This is a genomic window from Streptomyces sp. NPDC001604, assembly GCF_042893475.1.
Taxonomy (GTDB): domain Bacteria; phylum Actinomycetota; class Actinomycetes; order Streptomycetales; family Streptomycetaceae; genus Streptomyces.
The window spans coordinates 292094-309135 of sequence record NZ_JBIAUY010000009.1; the positions used below are offsets into that span (position 1 = coordinate 292094).

Sequence of the window (17042 nt, forward strand, 5' to 3'; positions counted from 1 at the left end):
TGCACCACAAGAACGGCACCGCTCAATGCAGCAACCGGTCCAGGAACCCGTTGCCGAACACGCGGTGCGGGTCGAGCCGGTCCAGGATGCCGGCCGCCTGCCCCCACGCCGCCTCGCCCAGCGACGCGGGCACCGTCGTGCCCAGCACCTCCTCGTCGCTCCAGGCGGCCGCGTCCGTGTAGGCCCAGCCCTTGGACCACTCGACCCGGGTGAGCGCGTGCTCCCCGTCGAACGCACGCAGCAGGAACTGTTCGAGCTCGCGCAGGAAGGCCTCCGCATACGGCGTGCCCGGCAGCGTCAGGACGTCCAGCCACACCGCCGTGTCCCACTCCGGGTGCGTGTCGCTCCGCCGCAGCGCCGACAGCAACGGGGCGCGGGCACCGTCCAGTCCGGCATCGGCCGGGTCGTCGAGGCCGGTCACCCGGATCTCCACCGAACCGTTCACCGGGAAGCGGCCGAGCGCCGCGTAAGCGGCGAGCCGCTCCCGGTAGAAGGACGTGAACTCGGCGACCACACGCTGCACTTGGGCCCGCGTGGTGAGCACGGCGTAGCCGTTCGCGGTCAGCCGCAACGTCGTCGGCCTGATGTAGAGCAGGGTGTTCTTCGACGGCCCCCAGATGTCCGCCGACAGCGTCGCCACCAGCCCGAGCGCCGCCACGTCGCACTGAGCGTTGCCCAGCACCGGAGCCAGATACCAGGCCGCGTCCGAGGTCATCCGCCCGACCAGGTCCGCCACCACGGTCGGGACGTTGTCGGAGAACGGATAGTTGTACGGCGATGTCACATGCCGGGAGGTGAGCGGCCGCGTCGGCGCCACGCTCCACACCTTGAACCAGGGGAACTCCGTGAAGGCGAACCAGATCGCCTCCACCCGTCCCGACGTGTCGAGGTAACTCGCGAGTGTGCGTCCCTCGGAGCCGGGCGCCGCAAAGAGTTCGGCTGCCGGGATGTCCGTACGGCTCACACACCGCAGATTGGCGTTCGCGCCCACCCGCAGCACGACCTCCGTCACCAGCGCACGCCCCAGATGGGTCAGCAGCGCGGCGCAGTCCGCCTCGTCGCGCTGGTACGTCCGCAGCACATACGCACCGGAGCTCTCGTCCCACACGACCGCCGTCAGCGACAGCACCAGATTGCTGAGCGAGCCGTACGTGTGCCCGGGCGGCCGCTGCTCGCCCCGCGCCGGTACGGCGGTGCCGTGCGCGTCGACGGCGAGCGCGCCGCCCAGGGTGAGATCACCGGGAGCGGGCGCAGCGGTGACCCCGAGGCCGTGCGCCTCCAGATAGGTGAGCAGGGCCTCCATCGTGACGCCGGTGCCGGCGCGCACCGCGGTCGCCGAGTGCAGCGACAGGCCGGCGAGATGAGGGGCGGTGTCCACGAGGAGGACGGGAGCGTTTGAGGCGGTGCCCTCGGTGATCGTCAGCGGCGACCAACCGTGCGCGGAACCCCGGGCACGCACCCTCCAGCCGTGCCGCCAGGCCCAGTTGACCACCGCGACCACCTGATCCGCGGCGGCCGGGGCGCAGGCCCACAGCCCGTCCGCGGTGATCTCACCGACCCAGTTGCGGTACGCCGAGCGGTACAGGGCGACATCCGCCGGGAAGTCCGGCAGCTCCTGCGCGGCGACCGCCGGATCGGCCGCGATCAGCACGGGAGCGGCGGCCAGCGCGGCCGCGCCCGCAAGGAAGCCGCGGCGGCTCAACGACGAGTTCTCCGACGACCCGGACGATAAGTTGCTCGCTGAACAGTCAGTCACGGGTTCACGCTAGGGGCCCGTTGACACGTGCAGGATTCCTGTCCAATACCATCACTCGTCCGAGTGAAAGTTTCACAGGTGGCTCTCCGGAGCGGTCGGTTCCGTGCGCAGGCGTGACGGATGACAGACTGCCCCCATGGAAGAGCGCACATTCGGTAGGTCGGGTCAGCATGCATCCGTCGTCGGTCTGGGCACATGGCAGCTGGGAGCCGACTGGGGAGACGTCGACGACAAGGAAGCCCTGGCGGTGCTGGAGGCGGCGGCCGAGTCGGGGGTGACCTTCTTCGACACCGCCGACGTGTACGGCGACGGGCGCAGCGAGCAGACCATCGCCGCGTTCCTCAGCGGCAGGCCGGACCTGCATGTGCTGGTCGCCACGAAGATGGGCCGCCGCGTCGAGCAGATCCCCGAGAACTACGTCCTCGACAACTTCCGCGCCTGGAACGACCGTTCACGTCGCAACCTCGGCGTCGACCGCATCGACCTCGTACAGCTGCACTGCCCGCCCACACCCGTGTACTCCACGGACGAGGTGTTCGACGCCCTGGACACCCTGGTCGAGGAGGAGCGCATCGCGGCCTACGGGGTCAGCGTGGAGACCTGCGCCGAGGCGCTGACCGCGATCGCACGGCCGAACGTGGCGAGCGTCCAGATCATCCTCAACGCCTTCCGCATGAAGCCGCTGCACGAAGTCCTCCCGGCCGCGCAGGAGGCCGGCGTCGGCATCATCGCCCGGGTCCCGCTCGCCTCCGGTCTGCTGTCGGGCAAGTACACCAAGGACACCGTCTTCCCCGCCAACGACCACCGCACCTACAACCGGCACGGCGAGTCCTTCGACGTCGGCGAGACCTTCTCGGGTGTCGACTACACGACGGGCGTCGAGGCGGCCGCCGAGTTCTCCGCGCTCGCGCCCGAGGGGTACACGCCGGCCCAGCTCGCGCTGCGCTGGATCGTGCAGCAGCCCGGCGTGACCACCGTGATCCCCGGCGCCCGCTCACCCGAGCAGGCCCGCGCCAACGCGGCCGCCGCCAAGCTTCCGCCGCTCACGGACGAGACGCTCACCGCGATCCGCGACCTCTACGACCGCCGGATCAAGGAGCAGGTGGAAGCCCGCTGGTAACGCGGCAATCGGCTCACGGCTCCAGGAGCAGCTGCCACTCCTGCTCCTGGTCGCCGGAGACCGAGCCCTGGTCCTGGGCCGTGAAGGCGTGCGTGAGCGTCTCGCGCGCCTGCGCCACCGCCACGGGGGAACCCTGCACGGTCAGCGTCACCGCCCCGGACAGATGGCCGACAGGGCCGGGCTCGGACGGCCGGCCTGCCGGATCGTGTTCGAACCGCGCCGTGTGGACGGTGACCTCGTCTGCGGCGGGAAGCTCCTCCTTCGGCTTTCCGAAGGCGGGCTCCAGGACCCGCACGACCGCGCGTGCGTCCGCGGCGGTGCCGCCGCTGACGGTGACCGTGAGCTCGCTGCCGGACATGGTCGTCGGACTCCTCGGGTGGTCGTCGTACGCCATGCGCTCCGTGTAACCGTCTGTTGATCGCCCAAACAGGGTCCGATTGCGCACGGCCCGGTCAATCCCGCGCGAACAGGGAACCCGGGTCGGGTAGACATCCGGGGCGATCGAGCCGGGAGGAACCTTGCCGGCCACAAACAGCAGAGCAGAAGTGAACGAGTGGGGGCGGCACGAGACCGAGGAGGAGAGGGCCGACCGGAAGTGGGGCGAGCTGATCCAGGAGGTCAGGGTCGCCCAGACCGGGGTGCAGATCCTGTTCGGTTTCCTGCTCACCGTGGTGTTCCAGCAGAAGTACGACTCACTGGAGCACACCGACAAGACCATCTACATCGTGACCGTGGTGCTGGGCGCCGCCGCGACCGGAGCGCTGATCGGGCCGGTCTCCCTGCACCGCCTGGTGTCGGGGCGGCGGGTCAAGCCGCAGGCCGTGGAGTGGGCCTCCCGGCTGACCTTCGTCGGCCTGGCGCTCCTGCTCGCCACCATGACCTCCTCGCTGCTGCTGATCCTCCGGGTCGCCACCCACAACGCGGCCGTGCCCTGGATCGTCACGGGAGTGGTCGCGTGGTACGTGCTGTGCTGGTACGGGGTGCCGTTGTGGACCCGGTACCGCCACACGGAGTGACGCCCAGTGCGTCGAGCTGCCGGTCGTGCAGGCGGGAGAGCACCAGCACCGAGACCGTGGCGCCGATCAGCGCGCAGAACATGTCCCACTGCGTGTCCCACACGTCGCCCTGCGTGGCCAGGAAGGCGTCCGCGGAATGCCCGCCGGTCACCGCGGCCAGCCACTCCAGCATCTCGAAGACGGCGCTGAAGGCGAGGCAGGCGCACACGGTCAGCGGCGCCAGCCAGCGGCTGCCGCGCAGCGGCGAGGTACGGCTGAGCAACTCCCGTACCAGAACGGCCGGTACGAAGCCCTGCATCAGATGGCCGAAACGGTCGTACGGGTTGCGGGCCAGGCCGAAGGTGTCCCGCACCCAGTCGCCCAGCGGCACCTGCGCGTAGGTGTAGTGGCCGCCCACCGCCAGGACCAGCGCATGGGCGGCCAGCAAGCAGCACAGCAGGTTCGTCAGCGGGAAGCGGCGCCAGGTCAGCACCACGAGCGGCAACCCGGCCAGCACCCACACCGTCTCCAGGAACCAGGTGGTGCGATCGCGCGCACCCCAGGCCGAGGCGGCCAGACCCAGTGCCACGGTGACGGCGAGCAGGGCGGGCAGCCGCCGTCGCGGGACGGCGGAGTGCAGGACAGCAGTCATGGGGGCTCCTCCTCGTGGAAGCCCCCATGCTGGCCGAGCGGGCGGACGGCGGCATGAGTACGGCTACTCAGCCCCGCCCGGGCCCGGATCCTCAGCCCTTGTCGCCGCGCAGCGCGCTCAGGCACATCACGATGGCCTGCTGGAGCTCCTCCAGACGCTGGACCATGTCGTCCTCGACGAAGTCCTGCACATCGTCGAAGGTCAGCTCCTCGAACGCCTTCGTCGCCTTCTGCAGGCTGCTGTAGAACCTCGTCCGCCGCTCCTGCACCCGCAGTTCGGGATCGGCCTCCACGGCCTCGGCGACGAGGGACTTCATCGTGTCGTAGGCCTCGCCGGCCCACTCGCCGGCGTCCTCGTCGTCCTCGAGCTCGTCGATGAGCGACAGGTGCCGCTCGGCCTCCTGGCGCAGGTCGACCGGCGCGTCGATGGTCTGCCCCGCCGGGGTCTTGACCTGCCCCGACTCGGCGATCTGCCGCACATAGCCGATCCGGTCGGCGGCCCGGCTCTCGGTGGCGACGGCCTTCTTCAGGTCATCGGTACGGACCACGTCCCGCGCCAACTCGGCCTGCAGCTCCGGGTCCTCACGGACGCGGTCGAGCAGCGCCTGCCGGGCCGCCCGGGCGGTGGAGGGGTCGGCGAGGATCGCGGCGCGCAGGGCGGTGGGGTTCTCGGCGACCTCCAGCGCCTTCGTCGGCCGGATGCCCTCCGCCTCGGCGGCTTCCGCGATGGCGGTGCCCCGCTCCGAGGTCGCGCTGTTGCGGGACACGTAGTAGCTCAGCCACACGTCCGCGTCCGGCAGCTCCACCTCCTGGCCCGGCGCGAGCGCCTCGAAGTGCGGAACCATGCCGTCGTCGGCGGCCCGGTCCCAGGCCTTGTAGTAGCGCATGACGCGCTCCGGGGAGCACCCGGCCAGCTCCGCGAACTCCTTCGCGGACACCTTCGGCGTCTCCTCCGCGCCCTGCCCGCCGGGCCGTACGCTGCGCGCCACCATCAGGCCGAAGGCCCAGCCTCCGGTCCGCGCGTACACGCCGAACTCGCGCGCGTCCCGCGCGACGAGGTCGGACAGCGGGGCGGGGGACGACTCGGACGGGACGATCGCTAGGGTCACGGACGACTCTCCTGTGCAAAGCTGGTCGGACTGCAAAAGTGCAGACCGGCAGCCTATCCGGACCCGCCCGCCGGACTTCCGCGATCAGCCGAAGGCGTCCCGCAGCGCCGGCAGCAGTGTCTTCTCCGCCCAGTCCAGATACGCGGGCTGGGACTCGCCGCCGATCTGCACCAGTGCGATCTCCCCGAAGCCGGCTTCGGCGTACGGCCGTACGGCCTCGACGAAGTCGTCCGGGTTGTCGCCGCACGGGATCGACGAGGCGACGTCGTCATGGGTGACGAACTGCGTCGCCGACTCGAACGCATCCGGGTGCGGCAGCTCGGAGTTGACCTTCCAGCCGTTGCCGAACCAGCGGAACTGCGCGTGCGCGCGCTTCACCGCCGTGTCCCGGTCCGGGTCGTAGCAGACGGGCAGCTGGCCCACGCGCGGCTTGCCCGCACCGCCGTGCTCGTCGAACGCGGTCAGCAGGCCCGCCTTGGGCTCGGTGGCGATGACCAGGTCGGCGAGCCTGCCCGCGAGGGCGCAGGACTGCTCGCCGGAGACGGCGATGCCGATGGGCGGCGGCTCGTCCGGCAGGTCCCACAGCCGGGCCGACTCCACGTCGAAGTGGGTGCCGCGATGGTTGACATGGCCGCCCTTGAAGAGCGCCCGGATGATCTCCACCGCCTCCTCCAGCATCTCGTGGCGCACGTCGACGGACGGCCAACCGCCGCCCACCACATGCTCGTTGAGGTTCTCCCCGGAGCCGAGGCCCAGCCGGAAGCGGCCCTCGGACAGCAACTGCATCGTCGCCGCCTTCTGCGCCACCACCGCCGGGTGGTAGCGGACGGTGGGACAGGTCACGTAGGTCATGAGCGGAATGGTGGAGGTCGCCTGGGCCGCCGCGCCCAGCACGCTCCACGCATACGGCGAGTGACCCTGCGAGCGCAGCCAGGGGAAGTAGTGGTCCGAGGTCACTGAGAAGTCGTAGCCGGCGCCCTCGGCCCGCACCAGATGGTCGACGAGGTCACGGGGGCCGGCCTGCTCGGTCATCATCGTGTATCCGATTTGCACCATGTCCGCCGAGTCCCCGGTACAGGCAGCTGAAAACGGCCCTCGATCGAGCGCGGGTCAGCAGGGAGGATGCCCTCATGAGCGCCCGCCCGCTGCCCGTCGGCAGCCCCGCCGCCCAAGGCGTCGACGCCACCGGCGTCCACGCCTTCCTCGACGCCCTCGAAGCCGCTCCGGACATCGAGCCGCACAGCCTGATGATCATGAGGCACGGCCGGCTCGTGGCCTCCGGCTGGTGGGCGCCGTACACCTGGGAACGACCGCACCTGCTGTACTCCCTCAGCAAGAGCTTCACGGCGACGGCCGCCGGGATCGCCGCCGGTGAGGGGCCGCTGCGCTTCGACGACCCGGTGATCTCGTACTTTCCCGAGTTCGACGCCGACATCACCGACCCGCGCAGCCGCGCGATGCTGGTACGGCACGTGGCGTCGATGGCCAGCGGGCACGAGGCGGAGACCCTCGACCGGGCGCTCGCCGCCGACCGCGCGGACCTGGTGCGCGGCTTCCTGCTGCTGCCGCCCGAGCGGGAGCCGGGGACCGTCTTCGCCTACAACCAGCCCACCACCTACACCCTCGCCGCGATCGTGCAGCGCGTCACGGGTCAGTCGCTGACCGATTACCTGCGCCCGAGGCTGCTGGACCCGCTCGGGGTGGGCGAGACGGCCTGGCTGCGCGATCGGGCCGGACGCGAACTGGGCTTCAGCGGGCTGCACGCCACCACCGACGCCGTCGCCCGGCTCGGCCAGCTGTATCTGCAGGACGGGGTGTGGGAGGGGCGGCGCCTGCTGCCCGAGGGATGGGTGGCCGAGGCCACGCGCCCGCACATCGGCAACGGCGACGGTACGGCCGCGGGTGCGCTGTCGGACTGGCAGCAGGGCTACGGCTTCCAGTTCTGGACCTCCCGGCACGGCTACCGCGGTGACGGCGCGTACGGGCAGTTCTGCCTCGTGCTGCCCGAGCACGACGCCGTGATCGCGACGACCGCGGCGACCGAGCAGATGCAGCAGGTGCTCGACCTTGCCTGGCAGCACCTTCTGCCTGCCCTCGGCCCCGAACCGCTGCCGGGCCGTGAGCACGAGGACACGGCCCTGCGGGAGCGGCTGACGCGGCTCGCGCTGCCCCCTGCCGCGGGAAAGCCCGCACCGCCGGAGCGGCCGCAGGACTGGGCGGGCGCCGAGTTCACCCCGTACGGCGGCGTCTGCCCGGACCAGCCGAAGCTGACCGGGGCCGGGGTGAGAAGGGGAGCGGACGGCTGGGCACTGCGCCTGACCGAGGACGGGCACGAACTCGACCTGCAGGTGCAGGAGGACGGCTGGACCGTCACCGACGATCCGCTGCCGATCGCCGTGAGCGGCGGATGGACCGAGGCGGACAGCCTCGTCGTGGACGTCGTGTTCCTGGAGACACCGCACCGGCTGACCGTGACGTGCTCGCTGCCGGAGCGCACCTTCACAGCGCGGTGGCACACCACTCCGCTGCACAGCCCCCCGCTGCGAGCGCTGCGCGCGCCCCGGACCTCAGCCTGACGTCACCCGGAAGGTCCGCAGGAAGGTGTCCAGCGCCTGCCGGTTGGCGGCGTCGTCCCAGTCGGCGGCCGGAGTCGTCCAGCGCAGCGAGAAGCCACGGCCGCCGCCGAGCAGGAAACCGCGCCCGAAGGTGCGCACCCGCGTGCCGTCGGCCTCCGAGAGCCACTCCATGTCGGCGGCCTTGTGGCCCTGGTACGTCGTGGCCTTGATCTCGCCGATCCGCTGGAAGCCGTCGTCCTTCTCCAGCCGGGGCTCGACGTCGTCGCGCCAGACGGCGACCGGGTCGGGGCCCACGACGGTGCTGTAGGTGACCGCGAGGGTGCGGGGATCGCCGTCCGCGCCGAAGGTCACGCGGGTCGAAAGGTCGCCGACCCGCGAGGTGTTCACCCGTTTCCAGTCCTTGGGGAGGGCGACGGAGAAGCCCTCGGGCGCGGTGTAGCGGTGGAAACCCGGCGGCAGCGCGCCGGCCGATGCGGAGGACGAGGGGGAGGGCGCGGATGTCGTCGGTGACGCGGTCGGCGTGGGCGATGCGGACGGGCTGGAGTTCCTGCTGTCGGTGCGGCTGTCCTGCGGCGTGGCGGATGCCGTGGCGGAGACCGCCGGCTGGGGCGCGGTGTCGGTCGAGGACGTGCCGGTGCCCGGCAGTTGATCGGTGGCGGCCAGCACGGCGGCCGTCACGGTCAGCACGGCCAGTGCGGTCCCGATGGCCATGGTGCGTCTGCTCCAGCCGGGGGCGGCATGGCAGGCGGCGGTGTACACACCGCGCAGCCGGGGCCGCGCCACGGTGGCCGAGAGCGTGTCGGGGTCCTCGGTCAGGACGCGGGTGAGGGCCTCGCGGACCACCGAACGGGTCAGCCGCTCCCTGGAGTTCTTGCGGAGCAGCCCCTGCACGGTGGGGGTGAGGGGCCCGGCATGCACCGGGGTGCGCAGCGGAAGCCGGTCCACGCCCTTCAAGGTGGCCTCGGGCCGGTCCCGGTCCCGGAACGGAGGACGTCCCTCGACCATCGTGTAGAGGATCGCGCCCAGCGCCCACAGGTCGGCCGCCGGCCCGATGCGCTCGTCACGGGCCTGCTCGGGGGAGGCGTACGACGGTGCGGAGAGCCTCGGCGCCAGGGTCGCGCCGGCCAGGCCGAAGCCGGTGACCACGATCCCGCCCCGCTCCTGCACATAGACCTGGCCGGGGCTGAGTTCGCCGTGGGTGATGCCCTCGCCGTGCGCCGCCTCCAGCACTTCGAGCAGTTCCAGCCCGATACGGGCCGCCCGCACATAGTTGAACGTGCCCTGCTGGGCGACGAGTTCGCTCAGGGGCGTCCCGTCGATCCATTCGGTCACGGTCCACAGCGTGCCGTCCTGCTCCACGGCGTCGACGACCGTCGCGACCGCGCCGGGGCACATCATCCCCATGGTCTCGGACATGCGGATGACACGGGCCGTCGCGCGGGGCGCGGTCTCGGCGTCCGGGTCGTCCGGGAGCGCGATCTGGGTGAGGAGATAGGCCCGTCCGACGTTGACGTCCTTGCCGTACCAGCAGATGCGGTTCGTCTCCTGGTGGACGACATCGACGAGCCGGTACCTTCCGGCGACCAACTCGTGCGTGAAGACATGCGCCTTGACCATGGCCATCCCTCGTCGTACCCGTGCGTCTCACCTTTCACAGAGGTACGGGGAGCGCGACGGGGTGCGTTCAAAGGATCCGCAAATCATCGGCGCCCGCGGGCATTTGTTCATTCAGCGGACAACGACTCGAACTCAGCCCGCTCCGAAGCGTTTCGCCCACCCCATGACATCGCCGGTCGTCGCGTTGCCCCCGCACACGACAAGTCCGAGCCGTGCGCCCTCACCGACCCGCTGCAGGACCTGCCGGGCCGCGGGCAGCAGACAGCCGGCCGCGGGCTCGGCCCACACCTTGGCATGGTCGGCGAGGTCGAGCGTGCCCTGCACGGCCTCCCGGTCCGGCACCACGAGGACCTCGTGGACCAGCGCGGACACATGGTCGTAGGTCAGCTGTGAAACGGAGGGTGCGCTGAGCGTGCTCACGAGGGACGACAGGGCGACCGGCACCGGGCCGCCCGCCGTCAGCGCCTCCGACATGGCCTGGGCACCCTCGGTCTCCACGCCCCAGATCCGCACCTCGGGGCGCCGGGCCCGCAACGCCGTCGCGACACCGGAGATCAGTCCGCCGCCCCCGATGCTGACGAGCACGTCGGTGACGTCACCCGCGTCGGTGGCGAACTCCAGCCCGACGGTGCCCTGCCCGGCCACGACCACCGGGTCGTCGAAGGGATGGACCAGCGTCAGCCCTTCCTCCTGGAGCCGCTTCATCAGGGCGAACGCCTCGTCCATGGCGTCCGTCAGCCGTACCGACGCTCCCGCGGCCTCGGCGATCTCGATCGCGCGGGCGGGTGCTGAGCGCGGCATGACCACCGTGGCCTTCACATCGAGGGCGGCGGCCATGACCGCGACGGCGATCCCGTGGTTGCCGCCGCTGACCGCCACGACTCCGGCGGCACGCTCGCCGGCACTCAGCGACAGCAGCTTCGCCGTCGCTCCGCGCGCCTTGAACGAACCGGTGCGCTGCAGCAGTTCCAGCTTGACGGTGACCGGGCTTCCGAGCAGCGCGGCCAGTCCCGGGCTCGGCAGCGTCGGCGTCCGCACGACGTGCCCGGCGATGCGCTCGGCCACGGCTTCGACCTCGGATATCCCGATCAAGACAGTCACCCTTCCCGGCACGGGGGAGACGAGGGTCCGTACCCCTTCGCACCCTGACGGCGGAGACGGCTCAGGTCAAACGCTTTGGCCGCTCATGGCGGGCGAAGGGCGACGGCGGCCTGCGAGCAGGCGCCGCCACCCTCTCAGAGATCCCGCCGCACCAGATACGCCAGCAAGGACCGCAGCTCCTCCACCGGCCGTGGCGGCAGGGGGACTTCGGTCAGAGCCGCCCTCACCGCGGCGATGTGCGCACGCGCTTCGGCCAGCGCCTGCGTCCGGCCGCCCAGCGTCTCGATCAGCGCGGCCGCCTCCGCGGGGTCCCCGCCCGCATCCAGCAGTGCGGCCAGTCGGCGGGAGGCGGGGGCGCCGGAGTCGAGTGCGGCCAGCACGGGGAACGTCTTCTTCCGTTCCCGCAGATCGCCGAGCACGGGCTTCCCGGTGACCGCTGGGTCGCCCCAGATGCCCAGGACGTCGTCGACGACCTGGAAGGCGATCCCGAGGTGCCGCCCGGCACGGTCCAGAGCGTCGACCACCGAAGGCGCCGCACCGCCGAGCAGGGCACCGAGTGCGGCGGCGCAGCCGAGCAGCGTGCCCGTCTTGTGCTCGGCCATCGCCCGGTACTCCGCCGGCCGCACCCGCTGCGGCCCCGTCCACGGGCGCGCGGCGAACAGCAGGTCGTCCGCCTGGCCGCGCACCAGGTCACCCAGCGCCACCGACAGCACCCGCACCGCCTGCGGCCCGCCCGGTGCCGAGGCGAGGGTCTCGACGGCCAGCGCGAACAGGGCATCGCCCGCGAGGACTGCGGGCCCGGTGCCGTACGCCTTCCAGACGGTGGGTCGGCGCCGCCGGGCCGCGTCACCGTCCATGATGTCGTCGTGCAGGAGGGAGAAGGTGTGCACCAGTTCCACGGCGACCGCCGCGGGCACCCCGGCCCGCCCGTCCGCGCCCGCGGCCTCGGCTCCGAGCACGGCCAGCGCCTGCCGCACGCCCTTCCCGCCGGAGGCGCCGGTCGGCGTACCGCCCACCTCGCACCAGCCGAAGGAGTAGGAGGCCATCTCACCCACCCATGGATGCATGCGCCCCACGGCCTCCACCAACGCGGGGCGTACCAACTCGCGGCAACGATAGAGGGCTTGGGGTGTGTCGGCCGGTGCCTGCAGCGTCGAGGGAAGCGCCGTCACCGTACGACCTCCGCGGTCACGCCGAACTCCTGCTGCGCCCGCGTCACCATCTCCCGTGCGTGCCGCAGCCCGATCCGCTCCAACTCCCCTGCCAGCTCCGCCAGTTCGGCCGCGGTCTCGGCACGGTCGCGGCCCAGCCGGGCCAGGGACTTGGCCAGTCCCAGACGCGCCAGTGCCTGCCCGCGCGGCTCGCTCATCGCACGGAACTCCGCGAGAGCCTGCTCGTACAGGTCTCGTGCCTCGGCCCAGCGCCCCGCCCGGTACAGGACGTTGCCGCGCATCTTGTGGTTGTAGGCCAGCGCACTGGACAGTTTCATCGCCCGGCAGGTGCTCTCCGCCTCGGACAGCAGCGCCAGCGCCCGCTCGACGTTCCCGTCCCGCACGGACACGATGTCGGCGAGCCCGCGCAGCGCCCAGGCGTGGCCGCGCCGGTCGTCGGCGCGCGCGGCTATCTCGGCCGCCTCCTCGAACAGCGCGTACGCGGTGTCGTACTCACCCGTGTTGCGGTGGATCTGCGCGATGCCCTCCAGCGCCCACACCGTGTGCCGCGCCTCGCCGCGCCGCCGGGCCTCCGCCAGCAGTTGCTCGTGCAGTCTGCGGACGGCCTGGTAGTCGCCCTGGATGCGGCCGGTCTCGGCGAGTCCCGCGAGGGAGTAGCCGCGTACGACGACGTCGCCGCCCCGTTCGCCGAGTTCCGCCGCGAGCCCCAGCAGCCGCCAGGCCAGGGGGAAGGCGCCCCGCTGCCGGGCCAGGGTACCGCCGCTCCACAGCGCCCAGGCCATCGCCGCCGTGTCCCCGGCCGCACGGGCCGCACGGTAGCTCGCCTTCCACGCCCGGTCGGCGTCCCTCACCTGCCCCAGTCGGCGGTGCGCCTCGGCCACCGCGAGGCCGGAACGGGCCACCTCTCCGTGCCGCCCGGCCTGCTCGGCCGCTCTCAACTCCCGTGTGCCGGCGGCCAGTACGTCGGTCAGCGAGGAGTTCACGGAGAGGGTGTTCAGGGCGCCCTGGTATTCCGGGGCGAATGCCTTGCCGTACATGAATCCCTTTCAGTGGCCGGTATACACACCATCTATACAATTCGCGTATACATGGCGTGTATAGAGCGTCGAAAAATGGGCCCTGACCCATGGGGCCAGGGCGTCGCCTGTTGGGGATCAAGACGTCGTCGGCCCCGGAGAGGTTGCTCCTGAGGCGCAGATCACTCCGTGGGGCTCAGTGCTGCTGGGCCTTCTGCGGCGTCGCCTCGCTCGGCCGCACGACCACGTAACCGTCGCCCTGCAGCATCAGCTGCACGGCCTCCCCGCTGCCGCCGCGCAGCATCGATCCGATGGACTGCGAACGGTGCAGCGAGGTCTGCAGACCGGCCGTCCAGCCGACCACCGCGTCCGTGTCCACGTACACCGGGAACTGCGGCGAGACCGGGATGACCAGCGGATTGCCCTCGCACACCAGACCCAGTCGGCCATGTCCGGTGAAGACACTGTTGAACAGGCCGCCGCCCGCGATGCCCGCACCCTTCACCGTCGCGATCCGGTACGACAACGAGGCGTCGAAACACAGGACGTTGCGGCCGTTGACGGTGAACTCGTCGCCGGGGTCGACCTCGACGATGAAACAGTTCTGCGCCTCGTGCGCGAACCAGGCCTCGCCCTGCCCGCGCACCGCCATCAGCGGCAGCCCCTCCCCGGTGACCGCGCGCTTGAGCATGCCGCCCACACCCTGGCCCTTGCGCTCGAACTGGAGGTTGCCACGGTAGGCGACCATCGCACCCTGGCGGGCGAGCATCTCGCCGTTCACCGCGTATTTGATGCACTTGGCGTTCTCGATCGTCATGCCGGGCGCGGTGGCCGGCTGGACCATGTGCTCGCTGGAAAAGAGGGAACCCTTCATGTGGGCATCCTGTCCCGGAGGATTCGGTTCCGCCAAGATCGCGGGAGGGGACGGTTTCCGGTGGTCAGGCGCCGAACAGCTGGGTCCAGTACATGCCTGCCGGGCCGCCGCCCGCGAAACCGATCCCGATATGGGTGAAGTCGGCTTTGAGGATGTTGGCACGGTGGCCGGGGCTGTTCATCCAGCCGTCGACGACCTCGGCGGGTGAGCGCTGACCGCAGGCTATGTTCTCGCCGATCGAGCGCCGTCGTGCACCCGCGGCGGCGGCCCGGTCCCAGGGCCGGGTTCCGTCCGGCGAAGTGTGCGAGTAGAAGGCGCGGGCCACCATGTCCGCGCTGTGCGCCTGCGCCGCAGCGGTGAGCAGGGGGTCGGTGGCCAGGGGCGGCAGACCGGCGCCGGCGCGCTCCCGGTTGGTGAGGGCGACGACTTCGGCCGCCGTCCGCGCCAGGTCGCCCGGGGTGAGCGGCCTGGCCCACAGCACGGTCCAGTAGATGTCTCCCGACCGGCCGTCGCCGACGTACGCCGGCCCGGCATGCAGTAAGGCCGGGTCGCGCAGGGTGCGGCCGGACTGCTCTTCGCTCAGGCAGTACCGGACGAACTCCGCGGGTGTACGCGGGCCGGAGACCAGGTGCTCGCCTACGGTGAGATACGTGTACCCGGCGGCCGTGACGCGCTGGTAGAGGGAGAGGCCGTCGCTGCCCTCGACACCGAGGCGGCCTGCGGAGGCCATGGCGGCCGCATGGGCACGGGCCGCCGAGATGAGGCGAGTGTCGAGGGCCACGGGCGGTGAACCGGCCGCAGTACGGGCGGAGTTGACCAGGTCGAGAAAGCCGTCCTGGGCGGGGGAGCGGGAGTGGGCCCGGGGGAGCGGCGGTGTCGAGGGCGGCGGCCGGGTTCCGGCGCGCGGTGCCGCCGGGGCCGTGGGGCGTGAGGGAGAGGCCGCGGTTGTGGGCGGGGACGCCGGTGTCGGGGCCGAGGCATGCCCCACGGGTGCACCTCGCGTCGCAGAGCCGGGGTGCCCACCTGGTGTCGCGGGCGCCGTCCCGGTCCCTTCGTCGAGGACGTCCACGCCGAAGTCCCGCGCAAGCCCGGCGAGCCCGTCGGCGTAGCCCTGCCCCAGGGCCCGCAGTTTCCAGCCGCCGGGCCGCCGGTAGATCTCCGCGAGCAGCAGCACCGTCTCCTGGCCCGGTCGTGGCGGGGCGAAGCGGGCGAGTGGGCGGCCGCCGGGGGCCGCCACGTGGAGCGTGGGCGCGGGCAGGCGGGCCAGGGGAGTGGCGGGTTCGGCCGGGCTGACGACCACCGTGACCCTGGTGGCTCCCGGGCGCAGCCTCCGCGGGTCGACGGTGAGGGTGTCGCCGTAGAGCCGGGCGCCCGGGGCGGAGGGCTGGTTGTAGAACACGAAGTCGCCGTCGCCGCTGACCCTGCCACCGTCGTCCGTGATCAGCGCGGACACGTCGAAGGGGCCGGGCACCCGGACGGTCAAGGCACCGTCCGGGACAGGCATGTTGCCCCCGGGCACCAACTCGCTCATCCCGCCGCCCCGGTGTCGTCGCTCATCCCTCGATGGGCTCCACCGGACAACGTCCACCGGGGCGGCCCGGTTCCCACCGGCTCAGTTCCGGGCGATCCCGGGAGCGATGTCCTCGTGGCGCTCGACGGGCGGTGCGGCGCGCCGCACCTTCGCCTGCTTGCCGCAGAACGCGGACTCCATCGTGCCCTGCATCGTGTTGAGCACGGCAACGTTGTTGGACGTGGTGGCCACAGCCGTGAAGCTGCGCCGGCCGTCCTTCGTGGCGAACGCGTACGTGTAGTAGCCCTGGACGACGCCCGTGTGCCCGTACACCGAGACCCCGCAGGACAGGTCGCGGCGCCCCAGCCCCAGCCCGTACCCCTGGGTGCTGCTGACCGGCACCATGCGCTCCATCTGCCGCAGCTGCGCCGGCGAGGTCAGCCGGCCGCCGAGCAGGGCGGAGAGGAAGGTGTTCAGATCCCGGGTGCTGGAGATGATCGCGCCCGCCGTCTGCGCCCAGGACATCGTCTGCTCGGTCGCGTCGATCAGGGGCGCGTCCTTCTGGTCCGGGGCGAGATAGCCCCTGGCGTGGCGGCCGGGGATCTGGGTGCCGGGGTGGACGTAGAAGGTGTCGCGGAGTTTCAGCGGCTTGAAGATGCGGTTCTCGTACTCGGTCCGCACGGAGTGGCCGGTCAGCTTCTCGATGAGCATGCCGGCGACGACGAAGTTGGTGTTGGAGTACGAGAACGCGCCCGGGGCGCTGGTGCGCGGGTGCCGCAGCGAGCGCTCGACGAGCTCACGGTAGGTGAAGACCTTGCCGCGGACCTCCTGGAAGCCGGGGACCGTCTTCGCGAACATCGTGTTCGTGTAGTCGTACAGGCCGCTTCGGTGGCCCAGGATCTCGCGCACCGTGATCGTGCGGTCGGGCAGCAGCCCCGGCAGATACCGGTCGACCGGGGCGTCGAGCCGAAGCTTGCCCTCGTCGGCCAGCTGCAACAGCACGACGGCCGTGAAGGTCTTGGTGACACTGCCGATGCGGAACCGGTCGGCGGGGCTGATCGTGCGTCTGCTCCTGCGGTCGGCGACGCCCATGGCGGCCCCTTCGACCCTGCCGTGGTCGTCGAGCCGGGCGACCGCGCCCGGTGCGCCCTGTTTCAGCGCGGTGACGAGGTGGCTCTGAAGTCCGATCAGGTCGGGCTTGGGCAGCGGCGCGGTGGGGGTGGCGTACGAGGGGACCGCGAGCAGGGAGAGCACGACCGTTCCCAGGACCGTGCCCTTGGATGCGAGATGAGTCACATTCACGCGAGGCAACTTTCTTCCGTGTCGTCACATCTCCACAGTCGACGCACAGTTGGTCACCCACTGATCACTGAGCGATGTGGATTTGCAAAGTATTGCCATGTATCGCACGGAAAGCGATATTTTAGTCTTTACATGGACATGACTCGTCCGAAAGGGTTTCTCGCCGGGGCCCGACCAGCCCCCATGGCGCTCAACGGCGCCATGCGTCAAGGCGGTTGGTGATCCCGGCCGCCTTGCAAGGAA

15 protein-coding genes are annotated in these 17042 nt (G+C 71.4%); 3 read left to right on the forward strand and 12 right to left on the reverse strand.

Annotation, left to right across the window (positions count from 1 at the left end; genetic code table 11):
• Positions 1 to 22: 22 nt before the first annotated feature.
• On the reverse strand, positions 23 to 1702 hold the full coding sequence (locus ACFY1E_RS25540) for a cholesterol oxidase substrate-binding domain-containing protein (RefSeq protein ID WP_389079728.1): 1680 nt from the start codon (positions 1700 to 1702) through the stop codon (positions 23 to 25).
• Positions 1703 to 1892: 190 nt separating this feature from the next.
• Here ACFY1E_RS25540 and ACFY1E_RS25545 point away from each other — a divergent pair, with 190 nt between their 5' ends.
• Positions 1893 to 2876 (forward strand): aldo/keto reductase, encoded by a 984-nt coding sequence (locus ACFY1E_RS25545; RefSeq protein ID WP_389079729.1) that lies wholly within the window; start codon positions 1893 to 1895, stop codon positions 2874 to 2876.
• 13 nt (positions 2877 to 2889) lie between these two features.
• Here the strand turns inward: ACFY1E_RS25545 and ACFY1E_RS25550 are convergent, their stop codons facing one another.
• Positions 2890 to 3234 carry a hypothetical protein gene (locus tag ACFY1E_RS25550; protein WP_389079730.1) on the reverse strand — a complete coding sequence of 115 codons (345 nt, stop codon included), beginning with the start codon at positions 3232 to 3234 and terminating at the stop codon, positions 2890 to 2892.
• Between the two features lie 160 nt (positions 3235 to 3394).
• On the opposite strand from ACFY1E_RS25550, the gene ACFY1E_RS25555 reads away from it, so the two are divergent.
• Entirely contained in the window at positions 3395 to 3892 is a 498-nt protein-coding gene (locus ACFY1E_RS25555) for a DUF6328 family protein (protein ID WP_389079732.1), read from the forward strand.
• Here the strand turns inward: ACFY1E_RS25555 and ACFY1E_RS25560 are convergent.
• The 3 genes from ACFY1E_RS25560 to ACFY1E_RS25570 all read right to left on the reverse strand — a co-directional run bounded on the left by ACFY1E_RS25560 (position 3816) and on the right by ACFY1E_RS25570 (position 6687).
• A complete protein-coding gene (locus tag ACFY1E_RS25560; protein WP_389079733.1) occupies positions 3816 to 4523 on the reverse strand; it encodes a DUF2238 domain-containing protein in 708 nt (235 codons plus the stop codon). The two genes, ACFY1E_RS25555 and ACFY1E_RS25560, sit on opposite strands and share 77 nt — an antisense overlap.
• Positions 4524 to 4614: 91 nt before the next feature.
• Positions 4615 to 5631 (reverse strand): hypothetical protein, encoded by a 1017-nt coding sequence (locus ACFY1E_RS25565; protein WP_389079735.1) that lies wholly within the window; start codon positions 5629 to 5631, stop codon positions 4615 to 4617.
• 84 nt (positions 5632 to 5715) lie between these two features.
• Positions 5716 to 6687 carry an LLM class F420-dependent oxidoreductase gene (locus ACFY1E_RS25570; protein WP_389079736.1) on the reverse strand — a complete coding sequence of 324 codons (972 nt, stop codon included), beginning with the start codon at positions 6685 to 6687 and terminating at the stop codon, positions 5716 to 5718.
• Between the two features lie 74 nt (positions 6688 to 6761).
• Here ACFY1E_RS25570 and ACFY1E_RS25575 point away from each other — a divergent pair, with 74 nt between their 5' ends.
• Complete coding sequence (locus ACFY1E_RS25575) at positions 6762 to 8207, forward strand: serine hydrolase domain-containing protein (RefSeq protein WP_389079738.1); 1446 nt, start codon at positions 6762 to 6764, stop codon at positions 8205 to 8207.
• On the opposite strand, the gene ACFY1E_RS25580 is transcribed toward ACFY1E_RS25575, so the two are convergent.
• The 7 genes from ACFY1E_RS25580 to ACFY1E_RS25610 all read right to left on the reverse strand — a co-directional run bounded on the left by ACFY1E_RS25580 (position 8199) and on the right by ACFY1E_RS25610 (position 16808).
• Positions 8199 to 9824 carry a serine/threonine protein kinase gene (locus ACFY1E_RS25580; protein WP_389079739.1) on the reverse strand — a complete coding sequence of 542 codons (1626 nt, stop codon included), beginning with the start codon at positions 9822 to 9824 and terminating at the stop codon, positions 8199 to 8201. The genes ACFY1E_RS25575 and ACFY1E_RS25580 overlap by 9 nt on opposite strands.
• A gap of 132 nt (positions 9825 to 9956) precedes the next feature.
• On the reverse strand, positions 9957 to 10916 hold the full coding sequence (locus ACFY1E_RS25585; RefSeq protein WP_389079741.1) for a threonine/serine dehydratase: 960 nt from the start codon (positions 10914 to 10916) through the stop codon (positions 9957 to 9959).
• A gap of 143 nt (positions 10917 to 11059) precedes the next feature.
• Positions 11060 to 12097 (reverse strand): polyprenyl synthetase family protein, encoded by a 1038-nt coding sequence (locus ACFY1E_RS25590; RefSeq protein WP_389079742.1) that lies wholly within the window; start codon positions 12095 to 12097, stop codon positions 11060 to 11062.
• On the reverse strand, positions 12094 to 13134 hold the full coding sequence (locus ACFY1E_RS25595; protein WP_389079744.1) for a tetratricopeptide repeat protein: 1041 nt from the start codon (positions 13132 to 13134) through the stop codon (positions 12094 to 12096). Before ACFY1E_RS25595 ends, ACFY1E_RS25590 begins: the two co-directional genes overlap by 4 nt.
• Before the next feature lie 175 nt (positions 13135 to 13309).
• Positions 13310 to 13987, reverse strand: a complete 678-nt coding sequence (locus ACFY1E_RS25600; RefSeq protein ID WP_389079745.1) for an AIM24 family protein — start codon at positions 13985 to 13987, stop codon at positions 13310 to 13312.
• Between the two features lie 64 nt (positions 13988 to 14051).
• Positions 14052 to 15518, reverse strand: a complete 1467-nt coding sequence (locus ACFY1E_RS25605) for a CAP domain-containing protein (RefSeq protein ID WP_389079746.1) — start codon at positions 15516 to 15518, stop codon at positions 14052 to 14054.
• Between the two features lie 81 nt (positions 15519 to 15599).
• Positions 15600 to 16808: a serine hydrolase domain-containing protein gene (locus ACFY1E_RS25610; protein ID WP_389079747.1), complete on the reverse strand. Its 1209-nt coding sequence runs from the start codon at positions 16806 to 16808 to the stop codon at positions 15600 to 15602.
• Positions 16809 to 17042: the final 234 nt, after the last annotated feature.

Bases quoted from the DNA above. Each gene is read 5' to 3' on its own strand.
- ACFY1E_RS25545 (WP_389079729.1), top strand. From the start codon at position 1,893: ATGGAAGAGCGCACATTCGGTAGGTCGGGTCAGCATGCATCCGTCGTC.
- ACFY1E_RS25550 (WP_389079730.1), bottom strand. From the start codon at position 3,234: ATGTCCGGCAGCGAGCTCACGGTCACCGTCAGCGGCGGCACCGCCGCG.
- ACFY1E_RS25560 (WP_389079733.1), bottom strand. From the start codon at position 4,523: ATGACTGCTGTCCTGCACTCCGCCGTCCCGCGACGGCGGCTGCCCGCC.
- ACFY1E_RS25570 (WP_389079736.1), bottom strand. From the start codon at position 6,687: ATGGTGCAAATCGGATACACGATGATGACCGAGCAGGCCGGCCCCCGT.
- ACFY1E_RS25575 (WP_389079738.1), top strand. From the start codon at position 6,762: ATGAGCGCCCGCCCGCTGCCCGTCGGCAGCCCCGCCGCCCAAGGCGTC.
- ACFY1E_RS25580 (WP_389079739.1), bottom strand. From the start codon at position 9,824: ATGGTCAAGGCGCATGTCTTCACGCACGAGTTGGTCGCCGGAAGGTAC.
- ACFY1E_RS25595 (WP_389079744.1), bottom strand. From the start codon at position 13,134: ATGTACGGCAAGGCATTCGCCCCGGAATACCAGGGCGCCCTGAACACC.
- ACFY1E_RS25600 (WP_389079745.1), bottom strand. From the start codon at position 13,987: ATGAAGGGTTCCCTCTTTTCCAGCGAGCACATGGTCCAGCCGGCCACC.
- ACFY1E_RS25605 (WP_389079746.1), bottom strand. From the start codon at position 15,518: ATGAGCGAGTTGGTGCCCGGGGGCAACATGCCTGTCCCGGACGGTGCC.